General features: G+C 66.7%; 15 protein-coding genes. 14 read left to right on the forward strand and 1 reads right to left on the reverse strand.

What is annotated here, in order from left to right; all coding sequences use genetic code 11:
• From G3O00_RS06710 to G3O00_RS06765, 12 genes are all read left to right on the forward strand, one after another.
• On the forward strand, positions 1–1,046 hold a 1,046-nt coding region (locus G3O00_RS06710), incomplete at its 5' end, for a thiamine pyrophosphate-dependent enzyme (protein ID WP_241025003.1).
• Positions 1,043–2,515, forward strand: a complete 1,473-nt coding sequence (locus tag G3O00_RS06715) for an aldehyde dehydrogenase family protein (RefSeq protein WP_206142509.1) — start codon at positions 1,043–1,045, stop codon at positions 2,513–2,515. The genes G3O00_RS06710 and G3O00_RS06715, both read left to right, overlap by 4 nt.
• A 149-nt stretch (positions 2,516–2,664) precedes the next feature.
• Positions 2,665–3,762: an extracellular solute-binding protein gene (locus G3O00_RS06720; RefSeq protein ID WP_174933059.1), complete on the forward strand. Its 1,098-nt coding sequence runs from the start codon at positions 2,665–2,667 to the stop codon at positions 3,760–3,762.
• 4 nt (positions 3,763–3,766) lie between these two features.
• On the forward strand, positions 3,767–4,690 hold the full coding sequence (locus G3O00_RS06725; protein WP_241025004.1) for an ABC transporter permease: 924 nt from the start codon (positions 3,767–3,769) through the stop codon (positions 4,688–4,690).
• Positions 4,687–5,529: an ABC transporter permease gene (locus G3O00_RS06730; protein ID WP_174983490.1), complete on the forward strand. Its 843-nt coding sequence runs from the start codon at positions 4,687–4,689 to the stop codon at positions 5,527–5,529. The genes G3O00_RS06725 and G3O00_RS06730 overlap by 4 nt, the downstream gene beginning before the upstream one ends.
• A gap of 40 nt (positions 5,530–5,569) precedes the next feature.
• Entirely contained in the window at positions 5,570–6,652 is a 1,083-nt protein-coding gene (locus tag G3O00_RS06735; protein WP_206142512.1) for an ABC transporter ATP-binding protein, read from the forward strand.
• A gap of 51 nt (positions 6,653–6,703) precedes the next feature.
• The gene (locus tag G3O00_RS06740) at positions 6,704–7,528 is read left to right on the forward strand and encodes a transporter substrate-binding domain-containing protein (RefSeq protein WP_011349408.1); all 825 of its coding nucleotides are present in this window, start codon (positions 6,704–6,706) and stop codon (positions 7,526–7,528) included.
• A gap of 43 nt (positions 7,529–7,571) precedes the next feature.
• A complete protein-coding gene (locus tag G3O00_RS06745) occupies positions 7,572–8,336 on the forward strand; it encodes an amino acid ABC transporter permease (protein ID WP_011349407.1) in 765 nt (254 codons plus the stop codon).
• Positions 8,333–8,989, forward strand: coding sequence for an amino acid ABC transporter permease (locus G3O00_RS06750; RefSeq protein WP_206142514.1), 657 nt, complete (start codon positions 8,333–8,335; stop codon positions 8,987–8,989). The genes G3O00_RS06745 and G3O00_RS06750 overlap by 4 nt, the downstream gene beginning before the upstream one ends.
• A 40-nt stretch (positions 8,990–9,029) precedes the next feature.
• A complete protein-coding gene (locus tag G3O00_RS06755; protein ID WP_206142515.1) occupies positions 9,030–9,755 on the forward strand; it encodes an amino acid ABC transporter ATP-binding protein in 726 nt (241 codons plus the stop codon).
• Positions 9,756–9,802: 47 nt separating this feature from the next.
• Positions 9,803–10,717, forward strand: a complete 915-nt coding sequence (locus tag G3O00_RS06760) for a LysR substrate-binding domain-containing protein (protein ID WP_206142516.1) — start codon at positions 9,803–9,805, stop codon at positions 10,715–10,717.
• A gap of 366 nt (positions 10,718–11,083) precedes the next feature.
• Positions 11,084–13,099: a glycoside hydrolase family 3 N-terminal domain-containing protein gene (locus tag G3O00_RS06765; RefSeq protein ID WP_011349403.1), complete on the forward strand. Its 2,016-nt coding sequence runs from the start codon at positions 11,084–11,086 to the stop codon at positions 13,097–13,099.
• A 299-nt stretch (positions 13,100–13,398) separates the two neighbouring features.
• On the opposite strand, the gene G3O00_RS06770 is transcribed toward G3O00_RS06765, so the two are convergent.
• Entirely contained in the window at positions 13,399–14,385 is a 987-nt protein-coding gene (locus G3O00_RS06770) for a LysR family transcriptional regulator (RefSeq protein ID WP_206142517.1), read from the reverse strand.
• A 111-nt stretch (positions 14,386–14,496) separates the two neighbouring features.
• Between G3O00_RS06770 and G3O00_RS06775 the strand changes: the two genes are divergently transcribed.
• Both G3O00_RS06775 and G3O00_RS06780 read left to right on the forward strand, forming a co-directional pair.
• The gene (locus G3O00_RS06775) at positions 14,497–15,096 is read left to right on the forward strand and encodes a hypothetical protein (RefSeq protein ID WP_206142518.1); all 600 of its coding nucleotides are present in this window, start codon (positions 14,497–14,499) and stop codon (positions 15,094–15,096) included.
• Positions 15,097–15,161: 65 nt separating this feature from the next.
• Positions 15,162–15,608 (forward strand): hypothetical protein, encoded by a 447-nt coding sequence (locus tag G3O00_RS06780; RefSeq protein WP_206142519.1) that lies wholly within the window; start codon positions 15,162–15,164, stop codon positions 15,606–15,608.

Genomic DNA, 15,608 nt, shown 5'->3' on the forward strand with positions numbered 1-15,608 from the left:
TGGCCGCCGACCTGCTCGCGCACGCGCGCCGGCCGCTGATCCTCGCAGGCGGCGGCGCCATCCACGCGGCGGCGGAATTGCGCGAGCTCGCCGAACGCCTGCACGCGCCGGTCGCGCTGACGATCAACGCGAAAGGGCTGCTGCCGGCCGGCCACCCGTTGCTGATCGGCTCGACCCAGTCGCTGCCGGCCACCCGTGCGGCGATCCGCGACGCCGACGTGGTACTCGCCGTCGGCACCGAGCTGGGCGAAACCGATTACGACGTCACGTTCGACGGCGGCTTCGCGATCGACGGCCGGCTGATCCGCATCGACATCGACGCGCAACAGCTAATGCGCAACGCGCGCGCCGAGATCGCCATCGCCGGGGATTCGCAACTGGCGCTCGGCGCACTGTCGACCCGCCTGCACGAAACGCCCGCACCGACACCCGATGCCGGCTGGGGCGCGCCGCGGGTGGCCGCCGTGCGTGCCGCGATCGCAGCGACGCACGACAGCGCCGCCCAGTCGCAGGCGCTGCTGATCGATACGATCGTCGCCACGCTGCCCGGCGCGATCATCGCCGGCGATTCGACCAGCCCCGTCTACGTCGGCAATTTCACCCACGATGCACCGGCGCCGCGCAGCTGGTTCAACTCGTCGACCGGCTACGGCACGCTCGGCTACGGGCTGCCCGCCGCGATCGGTGCCAAGCTCGCCGTGCCCGCGCGCCCGGTCGTGTGCCTGATCGGCGATGGCGGCCTGCAGTTCACGCTGCCGGAGCTGGCGAGCGCGGTCGAGGCGCGGCTGCCGGTGATCGTGATCGTCTGGAACAACCGCGGCTACGGCGAGATCCGTAAATACATGGTTGCGCGCGACATCACGCCGGTCGGCGTCGATCCGTATACGCCCGATTTCCAGGTGGTCGCACGCGGCTTCGGCTGCGCGGCGCACACGGCCGCGACACCCGGCGCGCTGGCCGCCGCGCTGCGCGACGCCGCGGCGCGCGCGATCCCGACCGTGATCGAAATCGACGAGGCAACCTGGTTCGGTCAGGTGCAGCGATGAGCACAACACCCGATCTCGCGTTCGATCCGCCGCTGCACACGCGCCACTTCATCGACGGTGCCTGGCGTGCGAGCGTCGACGGCGCGACGTTGCCCGTCGTCGATCCGTCAACGGAAGCCGTGCTTGCCGACGTCAGCGCAGGGAGCGAGGCGGACGTCGAGCACGCGGTGCAAGCCGCGTCGCGCGCGTTTCCCGGCTGGAAACGCACGACGGGTGCGATGCGTGCGGCGCTGCTCCGCGCGATCGCACGCGGCGTCGACGCCCGTCGCACGCGGCTCGCCACACTGCAGTCGCTCAACAATGGCAAGCCGTTCGCCGAAGCCGAGATCGACGTCGCGGACGTGATCGCCACCTTCGACTACTACGCGAGCCTCGCGGAGCGCCTCGACACCGACGGCGAAACCGAGATCGCGCTGCCCGACGCGGACCATCGCGCGTGGATCCGGCGCGAGCCGGCCGGCGTCGCCGCGCTGATCGTGCCGTGGAATTTCCCGATGGTGACGACCGCGTGGAAGCTCGCGCCCGCGCTCGCGGCCGGCTGCACCGTCGTGCTGAAGCCGTCCGAGATCACGCCGCTGCCCGAGCTCGAACTCGCCGCGATCGCCGCCGAAGCGGGGCTGCCGCCCGGCGTGCTGAACGTCGTGACGGGCACCGGCCACGACGTCGGCGCCCGACTGTGCGCGCATCCGCGCGTCTCGAAGGTGTCGTTTACCGGCAGCACCGCCGTCGGTGCGCAGGTCATGAAGACGGCCGCGGACACGATCAAGGGTGTCGGCCTCGAACTCGGCGGCAAGTCGTCGATCGTCGTGTTCGACGATGCGGATCTCGACCACGCGGTCGAACTCGTCACGGGCGGCGGCCTGTTCAACGCCGGGCAGATGTGTTCGGCCACCTCGCGCGTGCTCGTCGCCGCGCCGCTTGCCGACGACCTGATCGCACGCCTCGCGCGGCGCATCGACGCGACCGTCGTCGGCCCGCCGTTCGCCCCCGGCGTCCAGATGGGCCCGTTGACGAACCGCGCGCAATACGAGCGCGTGCAGCGCCACATCGCGCAGGGCCGGGCCGACGGCGCACGGCTCGTGACGGGCGGCAATGTGCTCGACGGCCCCGGCTATTTCATCAGGCCAGCGCTGTTCGCCGATGTGCCGGCCGACAGCTCGCTATGGTGTGAAGAAATCTTCGGGCCCGTGCTGTGTGTCCGCGCATTCGACACCGAGGACGCTGCGATCGCGGCCGCCAACGATACCGAATACGGGCTCGTCGCAACCGTCGTCACACGCGACACGGTACGCGCCAGGCGGGTCGCCGACGCGCTCGAGGCGGGCGTCGTGTGGATCAACACGCCGCAACTGATCTATCCGCAAACCTCATGGGGCGGCTACAAGCGCAGCAGCATCGGACGCGAGCTCGGCCCGTTCGGGCTCGCCGCGTTTCAGGAGATCAAGCAGGTCATGATGCCGGCCGGCTGAGGTCGCCGCGCCATGCGTTTATGTCATGCCGCGCATGCGGATATTTCGTTTGTTGCGGAAATTTGACCTCCCTACAGTTCATCCACACCCCGCGCCGCAGTTCGGCGACAGGCATCGGACCACACGGCATCGTTCATCAGGAGACGGCCATGCAACACTTCAAGGCGGGCAGAAGGCAGGTGATCAAAACCCTCGGCACGGCGCTCGCTGCATCCGCCCTCCCGATGCCATTCATCAGTACTGCGAAAGCACAGACGAGCAGTTTCGCGGGCAAGACGCTGCGCCTGCTCACGTGGTCCGACGATACCGGCGCGGCCGCGCTGCGCAACATCGCGGAAAGCTTCAGCAAGCAGACCGGCGCACGCGTGATCGCCGATCGAGCGGATGGCACGTCGGGGATGGTCGCGAAGGTCAAGGCCGCGGGCGAGCGGCCGACCTACGACGTCATCACGCTCGCCGGCGTCGGCGCGTCCGGTCTCGCGGACGCGGGCCTGCTCGCGAAGCCCGACCTGAACCGGCTGCCGAACCTGAAGGACGTCGCGCCGCAATACCGCACCGGCGCGAACGGCTTCGGCATCGGCTACCTGCTGTGGTCGGACGGGCTGATCTACAACACGGCCACCGTGAAAAGCGCACCGTCGAGCTACGAGGCACTGTGGGATCCGAAGTATGCGGGCCGCCTGTTCCTGCCGCCGCCCGAGTGGGCCGAAGCGGTCGACCTCGCGATCATCGCGGCGAAGCTGGCCGGCGGTTCGCAGCAGAACATCGACCCGGGATTCCAGAAGCTCGCGCAACTGAAGGACCGCGTGATGACGCTCGGCGAAAACCCGAACCAGGTCGCCGACCTGTTCCGCACGGGCTCGCTCGACATCGGCGGCATCTATTCGCCCGCGTTCTTCCCGGACCAGATCCGCAAGCCCGACTACAAGATGGGCGTGACGTACGGGATGAAGGAAGGCTTCGCGACGCAACTGATGTTCACCGTGATTCCGAAGGCGCACCCGGGCGATCTCGACCTGATCCACGCATTCATCAATCATTCGCTCGACGCCGGCGTACAGGGCCGGATGGCGGCCGACGTCCTGAACGGCCCCGTGAACGGCAAGGCCGTGATTCCCGCGGCAAGCCGCGCGTTCGTGCCGTCGCCGCAGCAGATCGCGGAGAAAGCCGTGCTGCATGACGACAAGGCGCTCGCGGCGGTCCAGCCGGCATGGATCAAGCGCTACACGGGCCTCTTCTCGGCGTAACGACATGGCCTCCCTGTCCTCTCCCCACGATGCAGGGCCGGCCGTCGCTGCAACGGCCGGCGCGGGCGCCGACGCGCCCGCGCTGCCCGGCGTGCCGCCCTGGCTGCTGCTTGCACCGATCCTCGCGTTCCTCGCGGTGCTCGCCGCCGCGACGGTCACGGTATTGCGCATGAGCGTCGGCGTGTCCGGCGACGAATGGCGGACCTTCACGCTGCAGAACTACCTCGACCTCGCGGACCCGTACTTCACGAAGTCGTTGTGGCTCACGCTGCGCCTCGCGTTCGAGAGCATGGTGTGCGCGGTGCTGCTGGCGATCCCGGTGGCGCTCGCGATGGCGCGGACCGAATCGCGGCTCGCGCGCCGGTTGCTGCTCGCCGGCGTGCTGTTGCCGCTGCTCGTGAACCTGCTGCTGCAAGGCTATGGCTGGCTCGTGATGCTCGGCCCGGCCGGGTTGCTCAACCGCGCGCTGCTGGCCACCGGCGCGATCGGGCGGCCGCTGCAGTTGCTGTACCGCGAGCACGGCGTGCTGCTCGGGCTGATCCAGACCGCGTTCCCGCTCGCCGTGCTGCCGCTGTCGAGCGCGCTGCGCGCGGTGTCGCGCGCGTACGACGAAGCCGCCGCGACGCTCGGTGCGAGCCGCTGGCAGACGTTGCGGCACGTGACACTGCCGCTCGCGATGCCCGGGCTCGTCTCCGGCGCGCTGCTCGTGTTCGCGTACAACGCCAGCGCGTTCGCGGTGCCGCTGCTGCTCGGCGGCCGGCGCGTGCCGATGCTCGCGGTGCTCGTGCACGACCAGGTCGCACCGCTGCTCAACTGGCCCGCCGCCTCGGCATCCGGCGTCGTGCTGATGGGTGCGACGCTCGTCGTGATGGCGGTTTCGCAGCGCCTCGTGCGCGCCCTGCAACGTGCCGACGAGGTGAACCGATGAATGCCCTGCTCCTGCGCGCGCCGATGCCCGGCCGCCTCGGACGCGTCACCGGCGGGCTCGCGACGCTCGTGCTGTTGCTCGCGTCGCTGCCGATCCTGACGATGATCACGATGTCGTTCGGTGCCTCGGGCACGCTCGAATTCCCGCCGCGCGAGTTCAGCCTGCACTGGTACCGCGCTGCCTGGCAGACGTTCGTGTCGTCCGATGCGGGCAGTGCCCAATCGATGGGCGCCGCGTTGACGACGAGCCTCGTCGTCGCGGTCGCGACGATGCTGATCGCGACCGCCGTGTCGGTGCCCGCGGCATACGCGCTGTCCCGTTACCGGTTCCGCGGCAAGACGCTCGTCGAGCAGCTCGTCGCGTTGCCGATCGTCTATCCGCTCGTGATGCTCGGCCTCGCGCTGCTGATCGTGTTCAACGCGCTGCCGGTCGAACTCGGCATCGTGCGGCTCGTCGTCGCGCACGTGATCCTGACGCTGCCGTTCACGGTGAAGAACTGCGCGGCCTCGGTCGCGTCGATCGGCCCCGATTTCGAGGAAGCCGCGTGCCTGATGGGCGCGAGCCCGCGCCGCGCGCTCGTCGACGTCGTGCTGCCGCTGATGCGGCCCGGCATCCTCGCCGGGATGCTGTTCGCCTTCATCGTGTCGTTCAACGAATTCACGGTGACGTTCTTCCTGTACAGCATCGACACGATGACCCTGCCGGTCTGGCTCTACAGCCGCACCGTCTCGTCGCTCGACCCGACCGTGTTCTGCTTCGCCGTGTTCACCGTCGCGATCGACTTCGCGCTGATCTGGATGCTCGAAAAACTCGTCGGCGACAAGGGTGTCGCGCTCTGACGCGCGCGCCGCTCCGCCCTCGCCCGTGCAAGGAACCCTCATGACCCAGCTCATCCTCCAGAACGTGACGAAGCGCTTCCATCAGGCCTATGCGGTCGATCACGTCGACCTGTCGGTGCCGGACGGCAAGCTCGTCTGCTTTCTCGGCCCGTCCGGCTGCGGCAAGACCACGCTGATGCGGATCATCGCCGGCCTCGAAACGCCGACCTCCGGCACGCTGACGTTCGCCGGCCGCGACCTCACCCGCGTACCCGCCAACCAGCGCGACTTCGGCATGGTGTTCCAGTCGCTCGCGCTGTTTCCGCACATGACGGTCGCGCAGAACATCGCGTATCCGCTGCGGTTGCGCAAGACCGACAAGGCCGCGCAGGCACGGCGCGTCGCCGAGCTGCTCGAGCTGATCCAGCTGCCGCACATGGCCGACCGGCTTGTCACGCAACTGTCGGGCGGGCAGCGCCAGCGCGTCGCGATTGCGCGTGCGATCGCATCGTCGCCGCGCCTGCTGCTGCTCGACGAACCGTTGTCGGCACTCGACGCGAAGCTGCGCGAGGCGATGCAGGTCGAGATCCGGCTGCTCCAGCAACGGCTCGGCATCACGACGATCATGGTCACGCACGACCAGCGCGAAGCGATGACGATGGCCGACGAGATCGTCGTGATGGAGAAAGGCCGGATCCAGCAGGTCGGCCGGCCGCTCGACATCTATCGCGATCCGGTCAACGAATTCGTCGCCGACTTCATCGGCCTCGGCAACATCCTGCCGGTCGCCTGCGACGGCGACGGCGACGGCGACGACGCCATCGTGCTGCCGGGCGGCCAGCGTCTCGCGATCCGGCGCGCGCCGGACACGCCGCGTGCGACCGATGGCGTGCGCCTGCTGATTCGTCCCGAGGACGTCTGCGTGCGGCCGGGCCAGCCGGCTTCGGCACCGAATACGCTGGCCGGCACGATCACGTTCGTGCGCGACGTCGGTGCGTCGATCGAAGCGACGATCGACTGCCGGGGCTTCACGCTGACGGCCGCGACGACGCCGCGCGAGACGCCCGACCTCCACATCGGCATGCCGGTGCTCGCTGAACTGCCCGCCCATGCGTGCAAGCTCATCGCCGCCCGCGGCGCCTGATTCCCTTTTCCTTTCTCCCGCGCAGTCCAGCGCAGCAACGAGGATCTCACCATGAACGCCATGTCCCAAGCCACCCGCCGCGTGCAGCGCCTGCTTGCCCGTACCGTCCTCCTCTGCGCCTGCGCCGGCACCGCGGGCCTTGCCGCGTTCGCGCCGCTCGCGCATGCCGACGCACTCGACACGATCGCGAAGTCGGGCGTCGTGCGCATCGGCGTGTTCGAAGACTACCCGCCGTTCGGCTCGATCGGCCCCGACATGAAGCCGCTGGGCTACGACATCGACATGGCGAACCTGATCGGCAAGGCGCTCAACGCGAAAGTCGAACTCGTGCAGGTCACCGGCGACAACCGGATGGCCTATCTCGCCGACCGCAAGACCGACATGCTGCTGTCGGTCGGACAGACGCCGGAACGCGCGAAGGTGATCGACTTCTCGAACGCGTATGCGCCGTACTACCTCGCCGTGTTCGGCCCGAAATCGCTGGCCGTGAAGGGCAACGCCGATCTCGCCGGCAAATCGGTTGCAGTTGCGCGCGGCACGCTCGAGGACCTGAGCGTGAGCAAGGTCGCGCCGCCGAGCGCGACGATCAAGCGCTTCGACGACCCGAACGGCGCGATCGCGGCGTTCCTGTCGGGACAGGCGCAGTTGCTCGTGGTCGGCAACGACGTCGGCGCGACGATCATCGCGCGCCATCCGTCGATCGATCCGGAGCAGAAGTTCTCGCTGTTCAGCTCGCCCGATCACGTCGGCCTGAACAAGAACGAGCCGCGCCTGATGCAGAAGGTCAACGACGCGATCGCCGGCGCCCGCAAGAGCGGCACGCTGAATGCGCTGTCGCAGAAGTGGCTGCACGCGGCCCTGCCGGCCGACCTGTAATGCGCGCCGCCCCCGCCCCGCACTCACGACGAAAGGCATCGCGATGACCTACGTGTTCGACTTCAGCGATTTCGGCCTCTACGCCGGCATGCTCGCGCGCGGCATCGGCGTGACGCTCGGCCTCACCGCGGCCTCCACCGTGCTGGGCGGCCTGATCGGCACCACCGGTGCGTGGGTCGCGCTCGCCGGCCCGCGCTGGGCGCGTGCGCTCGTCGCGGCCTACGTCGAGCTGATCCGCAATACACCGTTCCTGGTCCAGCTGTTCTTCATCTTTTTCGGGCTGCCGGGGATCGGCGTGCACATCGACGAAGCGCAGGCGGCCGTGCTGGCGATGACGGTCAACCTGGGCGCGTATGCGGTCGAGATCCTGCGTGCCGGCATCGAATCGGTGCCGCACGGGCAAGTGCAGGCGGCGCGCGCGCTCGGGCTGCACGGCCGGCAGGTGTTCGGTCACGTCGTGCTGCCGCAGGCGCTCGCCAACGTATATCCCGCGCTGCTCGGGCAGGTGCTGATCGTCATGCTCGGCTCCGCGGTCGTCTCGCAGATCTCGGTGCCCGACCTGACCTATGCGGCGAACTACATCCAGTCGCGCAACTTCCGTGCGTTCGAGATCTACATCGTCGTGACCGCGATCTACCTGCTGCTGTCGATCGCGTTGCGCATGCTGCTCAACCGCGTCGGCCGGCGGCTGTTCTCGGGCCGCACCCAGCGCGGCGCGGCGGCCGCGCCCCAACGCGCCCGGTTTGCGCGCTTCACGTGGCGCGCCCGCTCTCCCGAAACCCGCCTTCCCACGGAGCGTGCACGATGATCGAATTCACCTTCCAGGACATTGCGTGGAACCTGCTGCTCGCCGCGCGCTGGACCGTGCTGCTGTCGCTGATCACGTTCGTCGGCGGCAGCGTCGCCGGGTTCGCGCTGCTGGCGATGCGCATCTCGGCGTCGGCCGCGCTGCGTCGCTTCGTGATCCTGTACGTCGAGCTGTTTCAGGGCACGCCGTTGCTGATGCAGCTCTTCCTTGGCTTCTTCGGCTTGCCGCTCATCGGCATCGACGTGACGCCATGGGTGGCCGCATCGGTCGTGCTGACGCTGAACGCCAGCGCATACCTGACCGACATCTGGCGCGGCTGCGTCGACGCGGTACCGCGCGGCCAGTGGAACGCGGCGGCCAGCCTCGGCATGACGTGGACCCAGCAATTGCGCTACGTGGTGTGGCCGCAGGCGTGGAAGATCGCGCTGCCGCCGACCGTCGGCTTCCTCGTGCAGGCGGTGAAGAGCACCGCGCTGACGTCGATCATCGGGCTGACCGAGCTGACCAAGACGGGCAACATCATCACCAACGCGGTATTCAAGCCGTTTCCGATCTACGCGATGGTCGCGCTGCTCTACTTCGCGATGTGCTTCCCGCTGACGTGGTACGCCCGCGTGCTCGAGCATCGCTATCGCGTCGCGAAGGCACGCTGAACCGGCGCCGCGCGCGCTTCATTACGATCCAGGAACTTCCATGATTTCCATCAGCAACGTTTCGAAGTGGTACGGCCAGTTTCAGGTCCTCACCGACTGCACGACCGAGGTCAGGAAAGGCGAAGTGGTCGTCGTGTGCGGCCCGTCGGGCTCGGGCAAATCCACGCTGATCAAGACCGTGAACGGCCTCGAGCCGTTCCAGCAGGGCGAGATCCTCGTGAACGACCAGTCGGTCGGCGACAGGAAGACGAACCTGTCGAAGCTGCGCTCGAAGGTCGGGATGGTGTTCCAGCATTTCGAGCTGTTCCCGCACCTGTCGATTACCGAGAACCTGACGCTCGCGCAGGTCAAGGTGCTCGGCCGCGGCAAGGACGAGGCGAACGAGAAGGGCCTGAAGCTGCTCGACCGCGTCGGCCTGAAAGCGCATGCGCACAAGTTCCCGGGGCAGCTGTCGGGCGGCCAGCAGCAGCGTGTTGCGATCGCGCGCGCGCTGTCGATGGATCCGATCGCGATGCTGTTCGACGAGCCAACGTCCGCGCTCGACCCCGAGATGATCAACGAAGTGCTCGACGTGATGGTCGAACTCGCGCAGGAAGGGATGACGATGATGGTCGTCACGCACGAGATGGGTTTCGCGAAGAAGGTCGCCCATCGCGTGATCTTCATGGACAAGGGCGCGATCGTCGAGGACGACCGCAAGGACGATTTCTTCTCGAATCCGAAGTCGGAACGCGCGAAGGATTTCCTCGCGAAGATCCTGCACTGAGCGATACGACGGCGCCGCCGCGCGCCCGTTCCACCCCGACGCTACCGATGAAACGACTTCCCTCCCTCAACGCGCTGCAGGTGTTCGACATCGTTGCCCGTCACGGCAGCTTCACGCGCGCCGCCGAGCACCTGTGCCTGACCCAGGGGGCCGTGAGCCGGCAAATCCTCGCGCTCGAGAGCTTCTATCAGTTTGCGCTGTTCAAGCGCACGCCCAAGGGGCTGACGCTGACGGCCGAAGGTGAACTCCTGTTGCCGACGGTGCGCGAAAGTTTCGCGCGCATCGAGGAGGTATCGATGCGCCTCTCGCGCAGGCGTACCGAACTCGCGCTGAAGGTGCCAACCTGCATGATGCAGTGGATGCTGCCGCGCATCATGCGGTTCCAGGCCGAGCATCCCGAACTGCAGGTGCAGATCACCACCACCTGGGATCATCAGGTCGACTTCCGCATGGAGCCGTTCGACGCGGCGGTGATCTACGCGGCCGGCGCCGGCCCCGACATGCATGCGATCCCGCTGTTCGAAGAACGGCTCACGCCGGTCTGCGCGCCGGGCTTGCCGGACCGGCAGCCGCTCGCGAGCCTCGACGACCTGGCCGGCCACACGTTGCTGCATCCGACCCGCGATCACCGGGACTGGAAGCGGTGGCTCGATCATGCGGGCGCGCCGCATGTCGACTCGACGCGCGGCTTGAGCTTCGAAACGCTGGATCTCGCGACGCACGCGGCGATCGACGGCTACGGCGTCGCGATCGGCGACAGGACGCTCGCGGACGAAAGCGTGGCGGCGCACCGGCTGGTGATGCCGTTCGACCTGTCGTTGCCGACGGGGATGGGCTATTTCTTCGTGTATCCGGACGGTGCGGAACAGCAGCAGAAGATCCAGCTGTTCGGCGGCTGGATCGCGGACGAACGCAAGAGCGCCATGGACGTTGCGGGTGTCGCGGGTGTCGCGCCGGCCTGAGCGGATACCGCATCTCACGCATGCGGCACGACCCGACGAAATGTGCGATTGCGCCGGCTCGGGCGACCGGATCCGGCGCTCGCGCGCATCGTGCCGAGTCATTCGAAAGTCCCGCCATGAAGGAAGGCAATGAGCGATCGCCTATCGCACGGTCGCTCAGCACGCCCGGATGTCCTGCGTGACCTGTTCGTGTCGGAGGATCACCTCGAAAACCCGCCCCGCCACATCGCCTGACACATCGCGCCCCATCGGGATAAAACCTGCACCCGGCGGCAAAACGTCCCCTGAAACAGCTCGGTAAAGTGGCCGGCGGCTATTTGTAATGCTTCACGGCCGCGCCCAAAACAACCGATTCAGGAGACATGAATGCAACGCATCACGAGATCAGCCATTCGCCGATCGGCATGGACCGCGTCGGGCACCGCGCTCACCCTGGGGCTGTTTGCCTGCGGCGGCGTCGACTCGTCGTCCACGCCGGTCACGCAACAGGACTTCGGCTATACGACCTTGAACCTGATCACCAAGGACGGCCTGAAGTTCAAGGACATGGACAAGAGCGGCCAGCTCGAACCCTACGAAGACTGGCGACTGAGTGCCGACGTGCGCGCGCGGGACCTCGTCGGCCGCCTCACGCTGGCCGAGAAAGCCGGCCTGATGATGCACGGCACCGCGCCGGTGCTGAACGACACCACCGGTGCGGGCACCGGCTCCGCTTACGATCTGGCGGCACTCAAGACGCTCATCAATCAGCGGGGCGTCAACACCTATATCACGCGCATGAGTGCCGACGCGCACACCATGGCCGATCAAACCAACCAGATTCAGACGCTGGCGGAGCAGTCGCGGCTCGGCATCCCGGTGTCGATCAGTTCCGACCCGCGCAACCATTTCCAGTACACGCTCGGCGCAAGTGCAGGCAGTAGCGGCTTCTCGCAGTGGCCGGAAACGCTCGGCTTCGCCGCAATCGGCGACGCGGCACTCACGCGAAAATTCGGCGATATCGCGCGCCAGGAGTATCGCGCGGTCGGCATGACCGAAGCGCTTTCGCCGCAGGCCGACCTGGCGACCGAGCCGCGCTGGTCACGCATCAACGGCACCTTCGGCGAAGACGCCGATCTCGCGCGCACGCAGGTTCAGGCCTATATCGAAGGCTTCCAGGGCGGCAGCAACGGCATTCAGGCCAATAGCGTCATCGCCGTCGTCAAGCACTGGGCCGGATATGGCGCGCAGAAACTCGGGTTCGACAGCCACAACTACTACGGTCGCTATGCGACCTATCCGGGCAACAACTTCGCTTATCACCTGAAGCCGTTCGAAGGCGCCTTCGCGGCCAACGTCGGCTCGGTCATGCCGACCTACTCCGAACCGGACATGACGGTCACGGTCGACGGCATCACGCTGGAGCCGGTCGGCGGCGCTTACGACAAGGCGTTGCTGACCGACCTGCTGCGCGGGAAATACGGCTTCAAGGGCGTGATCGTGTCCGACTGGCTGATTGCCGACGACTGCGACGCGAATTGCATCAACGGCGTGTCGTCAGGGTCCCCGTCGTTCGTCGGACTGGGCATGCCCTGGGGGATGGAAGGCGCGACACGCGTGCAGCGTTTCGTGCGCGCGGTCAACGCCGGCATCGACCAGTTCGGCGGAGACGACGATCCGAGCGACCTCATCGACGCCGTCAATCGCGGACAGTTGTCGGAAGACCGTCTGTCGGAATCGGCCTATCGCGTCCTGCTGCAAAAATTCCAGCAAGGCTTGTTCGATCATCCGTATGTCGATGCCGACGCGGCCGGCAAGATCGTCGGTAACGCGGACTTCCAGGCCCAGGCGCTCGATGCGCAGCGCCGCTCGATGGTGCTGCTGCAGAACAACGGCAAGCTGCTGCCGATGACGGCGTCGGGCAAGAAAGTCTGGCTGTACGGTATCGATCCCGCGGTCGCACGGCAATACGGGTATCAGGTCGTCGATACGCCGCAAGCCGCGGACGTTGCGATTCTCCGCGTGAGCACGCCTTATCAGACGCTGCACCCGAACTACATGTTCGGTTCGATGCAGCATGAAGGCAGCCTCGCGTTCGTCGACGGTAGTGCGGACTACGAGGCCATCAAGCAGGCCGCGCTTGCGCCGAAGTCGATCGTGTCGGTGTACATGGATCGCCCCGCGATCCTGACCAACGTGCAGGACAAGGCCACCGCGATCCTCGCCAATTTCGGCGTGACCGATGCCGCGCTGTTCGACGTGCTGACAGGGAAAGGTCAACCGCAAGGGAAGCTGCCGTTCGAGCTGCCGTCGTCGATGGCGGAAGTCGCGGCGCAGCGGGAAGACGTGCCGCACGATACCGCGCATCCGCTGTATCCGTTCGGATACGGTTTGACGTATTGATGCGTTGACGCGTTGTCGATGCCGGCTCGCTGATCGGGGCCGGTATCGACAACCTCGATGACGGGTGCACGCGCATCGCCGCACGAGGGCGAATCGGCCGCGACAGGCGGCCGGTCCCGATCGCTCGCTTCGCCCCATCGACCTTCGGTGCGTGGTACGCCATCGCAGTCATGTCGATCGTTGCCGGCCTTGCGATCACGCTCGCCATGCGTCGGCCGGCCTTGTCCAGCAGCCGGACACCTCATCCTCGATTCCTGCACGACGAACCTGGCCTGCCTGCGCGCACGAACGCAGGCAAGTCATCCACCCACGGCGGCCCTCACGCCCACCGCTTTCCCCGCGAAGAACACCTGACGCCCGGAAAACGTCACGCGGTTCGGCTCCGACGCCTCGATCGCCTGCGCCAACACGGCCTTGAACCATTCGACGAAGGTCCGCAGCTTGTTCGGCATGTGGCGGCTCGGGTAGTACAGGATGCTGACGGGCTTCGCTGGTGACGAACGACCTCGCATGATCTCCGTGAGCGTCCCGTCGTCGAGATAGGGGCGGAGCGCGAAGCGGTAGCCCGAAATGATGCCCAGCCCGGACAGCGCGCACGAGATGAGCGCATCCGCGTCGTTCACCCTCACCCGGCCTTTCGTTGCAACCGGCGCGGCGTGACCGTCGACATCGATCTCCCAGGGCTTCAATCCGGTCCCGTCATCCCATACGGCTGCCACGGTCATGTGGTTTTTCAGCTCGGCGAGCGTACGAGGCTCGCCGTAGCGCGCCAGATACGCCGGCGACGCACACATGACTCGCGTGACGCGTCCCACTTCCTTTGCGACCACGCTGTTCTCCCGGACGGTGCCGATGCGGATCGCGCAATCGACCGCTTCCTGCGCGAAATCGAACGGACCGTCGGAGATGGCCATCTCCACGTCGAGCTTCGGAAACGCTTCGAGCAACGACGGCAGCGCAGGTATCAGCACACTCCGTGCGATCGTCGACGAAAGACCGACCTTGATCCGGCCTTCCGGTATGCGGCTCGCGTTCGCTGCCTCGGCGTTCATGTTGTCGACCTGCTCCAGCACGCGAACACATGCATCGTAGTAGGCGCGACCCTCTTCGGTCGGGCTGACACTGCGCGTGCTTCGATTCAGCAAACGCACGTTGGCCTGCTCCTCGAGACTCCGAACGAGGCGCGACACGGTGCCGGTCGCGAGATGCATGTGATCTGCCGCCCTGGTGAAGCTCAGACAGTCGACCACGCGAACAAAGACTTTCATGGCCACCAGACGGTCCATCACTTTTCCTCCCTGCACATTGCAGCGCGCCGCGATTCGGCGACCCGTTCGTCATGCGATTGACCCGACCGCGCCTGCGCGACGCTCATGGCCCGAGCGATCTGATGCAGCATGCTTTCTCGCTCCTGCTCTGGATTGGATGACCCGATCTTCGACGATTTCGTTACTTGCATTGATGGTCTCACTGATAAGCCACAGTTGCCTCTCATGCAAGACGCCGACATCCAGCCGATACCGACACGAGAAGTGCCGCTTGTCGAAGGCACGGTAGTCACGCCGGCCGAGCGCCTGAACCCGCGCGGGGTCGCGATGCGTCGCACACTCGGCCGGATGCCGCGTTTCCCGATCGAACATTTCGCAGGACGATGCACCGTCGAACGCAGAACGACGATCGACCCGACGCGCGGCCCGCAGCATCGGATGCACGTGGCACGCACGGCGGAGGTTCCGGCGTTCGCCCCCCTGCAAGACACTTGCACCCGGCGCATAGATATATTGCTCTGCGCAGCATTTACCGCACGCCGCCCGGTAAAGAGAATCGCCCTCACCCTTCACTCCGATCCAACCGCGATCGCGAAACCCTCATGGACGCTCATCGCCACGTTCCGACTGCTGCCGCCTCGACTCAAGACAGCCAACCAGATAGCCCGCGAGCCGGCTCGTATCGCCCCATACACAAGCACTGCACCGCCGACGAAGTTCGACTCCTGAAGGCATTGCGGTACTTCAGTACGGACCCGGCGGGCCGCGAATGCGCCGTGCGGATCCTTAAATCGATGGATATCACGGGACGGGCCATTTCGGCATTTGCGCGACTGTCGCTCTACATGTCGTCCAATACCGCGAACGTGAGGTTGCTCGGCCCCGCCTCTCCGTACGTCACCTCGGATGAACTCGACATGATTGCGCGACTCGGTCGGCTTTCGCGCGACGATGCCGATGCGGAAAAGATGCTCCCCGCCGACGCGGGGCCCTTCCGGGACACACTGCAACGATGCGGCTCGCTGTTGAAGGATGCCGGCGCCCGATTTCCGAAGCGGAGCCTCGCACCGTACAGGTCCAGGCAGGCCCGGCACCTGCCGATCGATCCCGTGCAACCCGTCGACCGGCAGCTCAGGGAAATACACGTCAGGCGCGTCGAACAGATATCCCCCGGCATCCGACGGGTGACATTCCACGGCGATGCGCTGCAAGACGTCGAAATCACCGGCATCGCGCAATGA

Source organism: Burkholderia sp. Ac-20384, from assembly GCF_017104605.1.
GTDB classification, from domain to species: Bacteria; Pseudomonadota; Gammaproteobacteria; order Burkholderiales; family Burkholderiaceae; genus Burkholderia; species Burkholderia lata.

Excerpts from the sequence above, each read along its gene's own strand:
- G3O00_RS06715 (WP_206142509.1), top strand. The coding sequence starts at position 1,043 with ATGAGCACAACACCCGATCTCGCGTTCGATCCGCCGCTGCACACGCGC.
- G3O00_RS06720 (WP_174933059.1), top strand. The coding sequence starts at position 2,665 with ATGCAACACTTCAAGGCGGGCAGAAGGCAGGTGATCAAAACCCTCGGC.
- G3O00_RS06725 (WP_241025004.1), top strand. The coding sequence starts at position 3,767 with ATGGCCTCCCTGTCCTCTCCCCACGATGCAGGGCCGGCCGTCGCTGCA.
- G3O00_RS06730 (WP_174983490.1), top strand. The coding sequence starts at position 4,687 with ATGAATGCCCTGCTCCTGCGCGCGCCGATGCCCGGCCGCCTCGGACGC.
- G3O00_RS06735 (WP_206142512.1), top strand. The coding sequence starts at position 5,570 with ATGACCCAGCTCATCCTCCAGAACGTGACGAAGCGCTTCCATCAGGCC.
- G3O00_RS06740 (WP_011349408.1), top strand. The coding sequence starts at position 6,704 with ATGAACGCCATGTCCCAAGCCACCCGCCGCGTGCAGCGCCTGCTTGCC.
- G3O00_RS06745 (WP_011349407.1), top strand. The coding sequence starts at position 7,572 with ATGACCTACGTGTTCGACTTCAGCGATTTCGGCCTCTACGCCGGCATG.
- G3O00_RS06750 (WP_206142514.1), top strand. The coding sequence starts at position 8,333 with ATGATCGAATTCACCTTCCAGGACATTGCGTGGAACCTGCTGCTCGCC.
- G3O00_RS06755 (WP_206142515.1), top strand. The coding sequence starts at position 9,030 with ATGATTTCCATCAGCAACGTTTCGAAGTGGTACGGCCAGTTTCAGGTC.
- G3O00_RS06760 (WP_206142516.1), top strand. The coding sequence starts at position 9,803 with ATGAAACGACTTCCCTCCCTCAACGCGCTGCAGGTGTTCGACATCGTT.
- G3O00_RS06765 (WP_011349403.1), top strand. The coding sequence starts at position 11,084 with ATGCAACGCATCACGAGATCAGCCATTCGCCGATCGGCATGGACCGCG.
- G3O00_RS06770 (WP_206142517.1), bottom strand. The coding sequence starts at position 14,385 with ATGGACCGTCTGGTGGCCATGAAAGTCTTTGTTCGCGTGGTCGACTGT.
- G3O00_RS06775 (WP_206142518.1), top strand. The coding sequence starts at position 14,497 with ATGCTTTCTCGCTCCTGCTCTGGATTGGATGACCCGATCTTCGACGAT.
- G3O00_RS06780 (WP_206142519.1), top strand. The coding sequence starts at position 15,162 with ATGGATATCACGGGACGGGCCATTTCGGCATTTGCGCGACTGTCGCTC.